Origin of the sequence: Streptomyces sp. URMC 126 (genome assembly GCF_051386555.1) — a bacterium.
Taxonomy (GTDB): domain Bacteria; phylum Actinomycetota; class Actinomycetes; order Streptomycetales; family Streptomycetaceae; genus Streptomyces.
The window spans coordinates 1-8902 of sequence record NZ_JBPQTX010000294.1; the positions used below are offsets into that span (position 1 = coordinate 1).

Here is an 8902-nt window from a genome sequence, read left to right on the forward strand (position 1 = left end):
CGGCGTTTGAGGACGAGCGGCGAAGCCGCGACAAGCGGGGTCTGGGGCGCAGCCCCAGGAAACGGCGAAGGGGCGGGACCGGGGCAACATCAACTTCGTTCCCGGACCCCCTTGTCCGAAACCGCTCGGTCCGCCACCGTTCCCCCATGGAACAGCACTGGAAGAAGATCTGGATCGGCTCGGCCGGCAACATGGTCGAGTGGTTCGACTGGTTCGTCTACGCCAGCTTCGCGACGTACTTCGCGGGCTCCTTCTTCCCCGAAGGCAACGACACCGCCAAACTCATGAACACCGCCGGCATCTTCGCCGTCGGCTTCTTCATGCGCCCGGTCGGTGGCTGGCTGCTCGGCCGGGTCGGTGACCGCAAGGGGCGCAAGGCGGCGCTCACGCTCACCGTGACGCTGATGTCCGCGTCGGCGGTGCTGATCGCCGCCGCGCCCACCTACGGGGTGGCGGGGTACGGCGGTGTCGCCGTCCTGCTGGTCGCCCGGCTGCTGCAGGGGCTGTCGGTCGGCGGCGAGTACGCGGCCAGTGCCACGTACCTCACCGAGGCGTCCGCCCCCGGCCGCCGCGGGTTCGCGTCCAGCTTCCAGTACGTGTCCATGACGGCCGGCCAGCTGCTCGGCCTGGGCCTGCTGATCGTGCTCCAGCACACCCTCACCTCCGCCCAGTTGCACGACTGGGGCTGGCGGATCCCGTTCGTCGTCGGCGCGCTGGGCGCGGCCGTCATCTTCTACCTCCGGCGCAACATGCTGGAGACGGAGACGTACCAGGAGGCGGACGACACCCCGCAGGGCGAGCGCGGCACCGTCCGCGCCCTGCTGCGGCACAAGCGCGAGGCGCTGCTGGTCATCGCGCTGACCATGGGCGGCACGGTCGCGTACTACACGTACACCACGTACCTCACCAAGTACCTCTCCAATACCGCCGGGCTGCCCAAGCAGACCGCCACCCTCGTCAGCTTCTGCGCGCTGCTGATCTTCGCCTGTCTCCAGCCCCTCGCGGGCGCGCTCTCCGACCGGATCGGCCGCCGGCCGCTGCTGATCACCTTCGCGCTGGGGTCCACCTTCCTCACCGTGCCGATCATGACGCTGCTGAAGCACGCCGGCTCCTTCTGGCCCGCGCTCGGCCTCGCCCTCCTCGCCCTGATCGTGGTCACCGGCTACACCTCGATCAACGCCTGTGTGAAGGCGGAGCTGTTCCCCACCGGCGTCCGCTCCCTCGGCGTCGCCCTGCCGTACGCCCTCGCCAACGCGGCCTTCGGCGGCACGGCCGAGTACGTGGCCCTGTGGTTCAAGAAGAGCGGGATCGAGGCGGGCTTCTCCTGGTACGTGGCGGGGTGCGCGGCCGTGTCGCTGGTGGTGTACCTGACGATGCGGGAGACCCGGGACATCGACCTCAAGCGCGTCGGGGGCGCGCCCCGGGCCGGGGCGGCCGCGGACCCCGACGCCCTCGGGGGCGCCAAGGGGGCCGTACCCGCGCCCTGACCCCCGAACGCCCATCCGGAATCCGGCCCCGCCGCCCGCATCGTGAGACGGCCCTCCGGCGGCGGGGACCGCTGTGCAAGACTGCGTCCCGTGTTCTCGCTCGCCATGATTACGGGCAGCAGGCGCGCCGGTCCGCAGTGACCGTTCCGTACGCACCTTCGGTACGGCACGGCCACCCTCGTCCCCGACCCGCGCGCAGACCTCTCGCACCCGCGAGAGGTTTTTTCGTTTCCGGCCCACCTTCAGCCGGAGCGGAGCACGCGGGACCATGGAGGGACGGTGGAGCCGGTCATTCCGGTAGACCGAGATCCCGACAGGAGCCTCAGCAGCATGACGGACACCCTCACGGACGCCCCCGAGGCGGCCCCGTCCGACGCGTTCCACGTCTTCGACACCACGCTCCGCGACGGCGCGCAGCGCGAGGGCATCAACCTCACGGTGGCGGACAAGCTCACCATCGCCCGGCACCTGGACGACTACGGCGTGGGCTTCATCGAGGGCGGCTGGCCGGGCGCCAACCCGCGGGACACCGAGTTCTTCCGGCGCGTCCGGGAGGAGATCACCTTCCGCCACGCCCGGCTCGTCGCGTTCGGCGCCACCCGCAAGCCCGGCGTCCGGGCCGAGGACGACCCCCAGGTCGCCGCGCTCCTCGCGTCCGGCGCCCCGGTCGTCACCATCGTCGCCAAGGCACACGACCGCCACGTCGAACTGGCCCTGCGCACCACGCCGGACGAGAACCTGGCGATGGTCCGGGACACCGTCGCCCATCTGCGGGCGCACGGCCGGCGGGTGTTCGTCGACTGCGAGCACTTCTTCGACGGCCACCGGGCCGACCCCGCGTACGCCACCGAGGTGGTCCGCGCCGCGCACGAGGCGGGCGCCGACGTGGTGGTGCTCTGCGACACCAACGGCGGGATGCTCCCCGCGCAGGTGGCCGAGACCGTCGCGACCGTCCTCGCGGCGACCGGGGCGCGGCTGGGTATCCACGCGCAGGACGACACCGGGTGCGCGGTGGCCAACACCCTGGCCGCCGTGGACGCGGGCGCCACGCACGTGCAGTGCACGGCCAACGGCTACGGCGAACGCGTCGGCAACGCCAACCTCTTCCCCGTCGTCGCGGCCCTGGAGCTGAAGTACGACCGGCGGGTGCTGCCGCCCGGCAAGCTGGCCGAGACCACCCGCGTCTCGCACGCCATCGCCGAGGTCGTCAACCTGACGCCGTCCACGCATCAGCCGTACGTGGGGGTCTCCGCCTTCGCCCACAAGGCCGGACTCCACGCCTCCGCGATCAAGGTCGACCCGGACCTGTACCAGCACATCGACCCCGAACAGGTCGGCAACACCATGCGGATGCTCGTCTCCGACATGGCCGGCCGGGCGTCGATCGAGCTCAAGGGCAAGGAGCTCGGCATCGACCTGGGCGGCGACCGGGAGCTCGTCGGCCGGGTCGTCGAGCGCGTCAAGGAGCGGGAGGCGCAGGGCTACACGTACGAGGCGGCGGACGCCTCCTTCGAACTGCTGCTCCGCCAGGAGGTGACCGGCCGGGCGCTGCGCTACTACCGCGTCGAGTCCTGGCGCGCCATCGCCGAGGACCGCCCCGACGGCACGCACGCCAACGAGGCGACGGTGAAGCTCTGGGCCAAGGGCGAGCGGATCGTCGCCACCGCCGAGGGCAACGGTCCGGTCAACGCCCTGGACCGGGCGTTGCGTTCGGCCCTCGAACCTTTCTACCCGCAGCTCGGCGGGCTGGAGCTGACCGACTACAAGGTCCGCATCCTGGAGGGCAGCCTGGGCACCGGCTCGATCACCCGCGTCCTGGTCTCCACCAGCGACCAGGACGGCGAGTGGTCCACGGTCGGCGTCGCCGAGAACGTCATCGCGGCGTCCTGGCAGGCGCTCGACGACGCCTACGCGTACGGGCTGTGGCGCGCGGGCGTCGAACCGCGGGAGTGAGCCCGGCCGGCCGGGGGCTCAGTCCCGGGGCGTGGCGCGGACGGCGGAGATGTCGAAGAGCAGCTTCACCTTGTCGCTGATCATGACGCCGCCGGCCTCCAGGGCCGCGTTCCAGGACAGCCCCCAGTCGGAGCGCTGTATCGCGGCGTGGCCCTCGAAGCCGACGCGTTCGGTGCCGTAGGCGTCGACGGCCGAGCCGTTGAACTCCAGGTCGATGGTGACCGGGCGGGTGACGTCCTTGATGGTGAGGTCGCCCGTCAGCCGGTAGACGTCGCCGCCCAGCGACTCGGCGGCGGTGGAGCGGAAGGTCATCAGTGGGAACCGCTCGGCGTCGAAGAAGTCCTCCTTCAGCAGGTGCGCGTCGCGGTCCTTCATGCCGGTGTCCACGCTGGCGACGGTGATGTCGAGGGAGGCGGTGGAGCGGGCGGGGTCGCTCCCGTCGAGGTGGAGCGTGCCCTGGTACTCGTGGAAGGAGCCGCGGACGTTGGTGACCATGGCGTGGCGCACCATGAAGCCGATGGTGCTGTGGGCGGGGTCGATGGTCCAGTCGCCGGTGAGGGCGGCCAGTGCGGGGTTGGGGGCGGCCGGGGTCTCGGACGCGGCGGCGTCGGAAGCGGACTTGCGGGTGAAGGGGCCCATGGCGTTCTCCTCGCGGGTCGGCGGCCGGCCGGGCGGGGCCGGCGGCGGGTGGGTCGATCGCTCGACCGGTGTCCACGCTAACGCGGGATAGTTCATCCTTCAACTTATTCGGGGGGATGTACGGGCGGGATTCTCCGTGCCCGGCCGGGTGCGCGGGGAGGCCGTTTCCGGCCGGATCGTGCGGGGCCGATGAGCCGGCAGGGGCCGGTGGGAAACCGGCGGGGAAGGAGCCCCACGCCGTACGGACGCCGTCCCGTCCGCCTCATTGCGCACCCCGCCGCGCGGCTGGCACGGTGTGGGCCGTCCCGCGCAGCCCTCCCGCACCGTGAGGACCCCATGCCTCCACCCTGGACCCGCCGCGCCTTCCTCGCCACGGCTCTCGCCGGCGCCCTCGCCGACGCGCCGTCCGCCCGCGCCGCCGCGCCCGGCGACCCGTTCGCCCCGCTCCGCCGGCGCTGGCGCGACCTCCTCCTCGGCACCGGCCTCGACCCGGCCGCCGAGCCGTACCGCGGCGTCCTGCGCCGCACCGGCGAGACCGCCCGCGCCCACCGGGCCCGGATGCGGCCCGGCCCGGGGGCGCTCTGGCCCGACGCCCCCTTCGACCCGCCCGCCGGCATCACCCTCAGCCACGCCCGGCTGCACGTCATGGCCCGGGCCTACGTCCAGCCCGGCACCGGGCTCACCGGGGACGCGGACCTCGCCGCCGACGTCCTCACGGGCCTCGACCACCTCCACCGGACCGTCTACCACCCGGGCACCGAGCGGTACGGCAACTGGTGGGAATGGCAGATCGGCACCCCCCGCCTGCTGCTCGACACGCTCACCCTGCTGTACGCCGAGGCCGGGCCCGGCCGGCGCGCCGACGCGCTCGCGGCGGTCGACCACTTCGTCCCGGACGCGCTGCTCGGCCCGTACACCGGCACCAGCACCGGCGCCAACCGCGTCGACCTCTGCCGCGTCGTCGCCCTGCGCGGCGTCCTGGGGGAGGCCCCGGCCAAGCTCGCCCTCGCCCGCGACGCCCTCACCCCGGTCCTCGCCCACGTCGACCACGGTGACGGGCTGTACGCCGACGGCTCGTTCCTCCAGCACACCACCGTCCCCTACACCGGCACCTACGGCTGGGTGCTGCTCGACGGCCTGGCCCGGCTGCTCGCCCTGCTGCGCGGCTCCGCCTGGGACGTCGCCGACGCCGGCCGGCGGTTCGTCCACGACGCCGTCGACCGGGCGTTCGTCCCGCTGATCCACCACGGCCTGGTGGCGGACACCGTCTCCGGCCGCGCCGTCAGCCGGGGGCTGACCGACGACGGCCCGCCGCAGAGCGACCGGCAGCGCGGCCACGCCCTCGTCGCGTCCATCGCGCTGCTCGCGGAGGGCGCGCCCGCCGCCGAACGCGCCCGCTGGCACGGGCTGATCAAGGGCTGGGCCGCCCGCGACCCGGCCGCCCCGCTCCTCGCCGACCCCCAGTTCGACACCGCGGACCTGGCCCGGCTCGCGGCCGTCCTCGCCGGTCCCGCACCCGCCGTACCCGAGCCGCCCGGGCACCGGCTGTTCCCCGCCATGGACCGGGCCGTGCACCGGCGACCCGGCTGGACCGCGGCCCTCGCCATGGCCTCCGACCGGGTCGCCCACTACGAGAACGGCAACGGCGAGAACCCGCGCGGCTGGCACACCGGCGCCGGGATGCTCCTCTGGTGGGTCCCCGGCGGCGAGGACCAGTACGGCGACGGATTCTGGGCCACCGTCGACCCCTACCGCCTCCCCGGCACCACGGTCTCCACGAAACGCCTCGCCGACAACGAGGGCGGCTCCTGGGGCGCGCCCCGGCCCGACGCGCGCTGGGTGGGCGGGGTCACGGACGGCACGTACGCGCTCCTCGGCCAGCACCTCAAGGGGCTCGGCTCCACCCTGGAGGCCCGCCGGGTCTGGGTGTGCGCGGACGACGCCGTCGTCTGCCTCACCGCGGGCGTCACCGCCCGCGACGGCACCCCCGTCGAGACGGTGCTCGACAACCGGCGGATCGCCGGCCCGCCCCGGCTCACCGTGGACGGCGAGCGCCGGACGGGGAACGTCTTCCTGCCCCGGGCCCACTGGATCCACCTGGAGGGGCACGGCGGCTGGGTACTTCCCGGCGGCGCGGCCGTGCACGTCCTGGACCAACACCGCACCGGCGCCTGGCGGGACGTCAACGCCGGCGGCTCCCCCCTCCCGCTCACCCGCCGCTACCTCACCCTCCGGCACCCACACGGCACCGACCCCCAGGGCGCCGGCCTCGTCCACCTGCTGATGCCCGGCGCGAGCCGGGCCGCCGTCGCCGCCCGCGCCGCCGAGCGCGGCCGGCTCACCGTCCTCGCCAACACCGCCGGCCGGCAGGCCGTACGTCTCGCTTCGCCCGCCCTCACCGCCGCCGCCTTCTGGCGCCCCGGCACTGTGGGCACCCTCACCGTCTCCGCCCCCGCCGCCGTCCTCCTCCGCCGGCACGGCCGGCACGCCACCCTGCACCTCGCCGAGCCCCCGCGCACGGGCGGGCCGGTCGACCTCACCTGGGCGCGGCCGGTGCGCCGGGTGGTGGCCCACGACCCGTCCGTACAGGTACGCGCCACCGGACCCGTCCTGCGGCTGCGGATCCGGCCGGGAACCCGGTGCCTGCCGCACCGCTGCGAGGTCGAGACCGGCTGAGGCCCCGGCCCGCCCCCGGCCGGGCAGCGGTGTGTCCGAGTGGTTTTGTGGACTACCCACAGCGTGGGAAGCCCCGACGAACAGGGGCAACTGATAGCGGCGCAGCGCGATTCTGTGCTCCTTGCCCACCAAATCGCGCACTACCTTGTGCGGAGTCGACATGATGTTCCGGCACGGGTCCCGCGTACCGTCTATCCATGAGCAATCTCGAAGGTGCGCCCGAAGAGGCGAGTGACGTCCGTGGGCGCGTCGCCGAGCTGCACGCCATCCGCGAGCAGGTTCGGCGTGGTCCGAGCGACCGGGCTACCCAGGCACAGAAGGCCAAGGGGAAGCTGACGGCCCGCGAGCGTATCGATCTGCTGCTGGACGAGGGCTCTTTCTCCGAGGTCGAGCCGCTGCGCCGGCACCGCGCCACGGGCTTCGGCCTGGAGGCGAAGAAGCCGTACACCGACGGGGTGATCACCGGCTGGGGCACCGTCCACGGCCGGACGGTGTTCGTCTACGCACACGACTTCCGGATCTTCGGCGGCGCGCTGGGCGAGGCCCACGCCACCAAGATCCACAAGATCATGGACATGGCCATCGCGGCCGGCGCGCCCCTGGTGTCCCTCAACGACGGCGCCGGCGCCCGCATCCAGGAGGGCGTCTCCGCCCTCGCCGGCTACGGCGGCATCTTCCAGCGGAACACCAAGGCGTCGGGCGTCATCCCGCAGATCTCGGTGATGCTCGGCCCGTGCGCGGGCGGCGCGGCCTACTCGCCCGCCCTGACGGACTTCGTGTTCATGGTCCGCGAGACCTCGCAGATGTTCATCACCGGCCCGGACGTGGTCCGCGCGGTGACCGGCGAGGAGATCACCCAGAACGGCCTCGGCGGCGCCGACGTGCACGCCGAGACCTCCGGCGTGGCCCACTTCGCGTACGACGACGAGGAGACCTGCCTCGAAGAGGTCCGCTACCTGCTGTCCCTCCTGCCGCAGAACAACCGCGAGAACCCGCCGCGGGTCGTCTGCGAGGACCCCGTCGACCGCACCGGCGAGGCCCTGCTGGACCTCGTCCCGGCCGACGGCAACCGCCCCTACGACATGCGCAAGGTCATCGAGGAGATCGTCGACGACGGCGAGTACCTGGAGGTCCACGAGCGCTGGGCGACCAACATCATCTGCGCCCTGGGCCGGCTCGACGGCCAGGTCGTCGGCGTCGTCGCCAACCAGCCGCAGTCGCTGGCCGGCGTCCTGGACATCGAGGCCTCCGAGAAGGCGGCCCGGTTCATCCAGATGTGCGATGCCTTCAACATCCCCATCGTCACCCTTCTGGACGTACCCGGCTTCCTGCCCGGTGTCGACCAGGAGCACGGCGGCATCATCCGGCACGGCGCCAAGCTGCTCTACGCCTACTGCAACGCCACCGTGCCGCGCATCTCGGTGATCCTCCGCAAGGCCTACGGCGGCGCCTACATCGTCATGGACTCCCAGTCCATCGGCGCCGACCTCACCTACGCCTGGCCCACCAACGAGATCGCCGTCATGGGCGCCGAGGGCGCGGCCAACGTCATCTTCCGCAAGCAGATCGCCGAGGCCGACGACCCGGACGCCATGCGGGCCCGCATGGTCAAGGAGTACAAGGCCGAGCTCATGCATCCGTACTACGCGGCCGAGCGCGGTCTCGTGGACGACGTCATCGATCCGGTGGAGACGCGGCAGGTGCTCATCCGGTCGCTGGCCATGCTCGCGACGAAGCACGCCGATCTGCCGTCCCGCAAGCACGGCAATCCGCCTCAGTAACCGAAGGACACAGCAGACATGACTGACACGCTTGTTCGCGTCGAGAAGGGGACGGCCGGGCCGGAGGAGCTGGCCGCTGTCACCGCGGTGCTGCTCGCTCGGGCGTCCGCGGGGTCTTCCGCTCCGGTGCCCGGGCCGCGGCGGTCCGCGGCGTCGTGGCGTCGCCTGGAGCGCTCCGGCGGTTTCACCGCCGCTCACAGCTGGCAGGGCTGACGCCCTACGTCAAAGGGCCCGCACCCGGAATGGGTGCGGGCCCTTTCGGCTTCGCCGGGGGGATGCCCCAGTCCCGCCCCTTCGCCGTTTCCTGGGGCTGCGCCCCAGACCCCCTTTTCGCGGCTCCGCCGCTCGTCCTCAAACGCCGGACGG

At 73.0% G+C, this 8902-nt stretch carries 6 protein-coding genes; 5 read left to right on the forward strand and 1 reads right to left on the reverse strand.

The genetic code is table 11. The features are described from left to right. Positions 1-146 precede the first annotated feature (146 nt). Positions 147-1487 carry an MFS transporter gene (locus ACSNOK_RS26855; RefSeq protein WP_436783360.1) on the forward strand — a complete coding sequence of 447 codons (1341 nt, stop codon included), beginning with the start codon at positions 147-149 and terminating at the stop codon, positions 1485-1487. A 330-nt stretch (positions 1488-1817) separates the two neighbouring features. Beyond that, positions 1818-3440, forward strand: a complete 1623-nt coding sequence (gene cimA, locus ACSNOK_RS26860; RefSeq protein WP_436783361.1) for a citramalate synthase — start codon at positions 1818-1820, stop codon at positions 3438-3440. A gap of 18 nt (positions 3441-3458) precedes the next feature. Here cimA and ACSNOK_RS26865 read toward each other — a convergent pair whose 3' ends face one another. Beyond that, on the reverse strand, positions 3459-4079 hold the full coding sequence (locus ACSNOK_RS26865) for a YceI family protein (RefSeq protein WP_436783362.1): 621 nt from the start codon (positions 4077-4079) through the stop codon (positions 3459-3461). A gap of 336 nt (positions 4080-4415) precedes the next feature. On the opposite strand from ACSNOK_RS26865, the gene ACSNOK_RS26870 reads away from it, so the two are divergent. The 3 genes from ACSNOK_RS26870 (at position 4416) to ACSNOK_RS26880 (ending at position 8749) form a co-directional block, all read left to right on the forward strand. Beyond that, positions 4416-6755 carry a polysaccharide lyase 8 family protein gene (locus ACSNOK_RS26870; RefSeq protein WP_436783363.1) on the forward strand — a complete coding sequence of 780 codons (2340 nt, stop codon included), beginning with the start codon at positions 4416-4418 and terminating at the stop codon, positions 6753-6755. 197 nt (positions 6756-6952) lie between these two features. After that, entirely contained in the window at positions 6953-8536 is a 1584-nt protein-coding gene (locus ACSNOK_RS26875; protein ID WP_436783364.1) for an acyl-CoA carboxylase subunit beta, read from the forward strand. A gap of 18 nt (positions 8537-8554) precedes the next feature. Next, the gene (locus ACSNOK_RS26880; RefSeq protein WP_398264129.1) at positions 8555-8749 is read left to right on the forward strand and encodes an acyl-CoA carboxylase subunit epsilon; all 195 of its coding nucleotides are present in this window, start codon (positions 8555-8557) and stop codon (positions 8747-8749) included. The last annotated feature ends 153 nt before the right edge of the window (positions 8750-8902 follow it).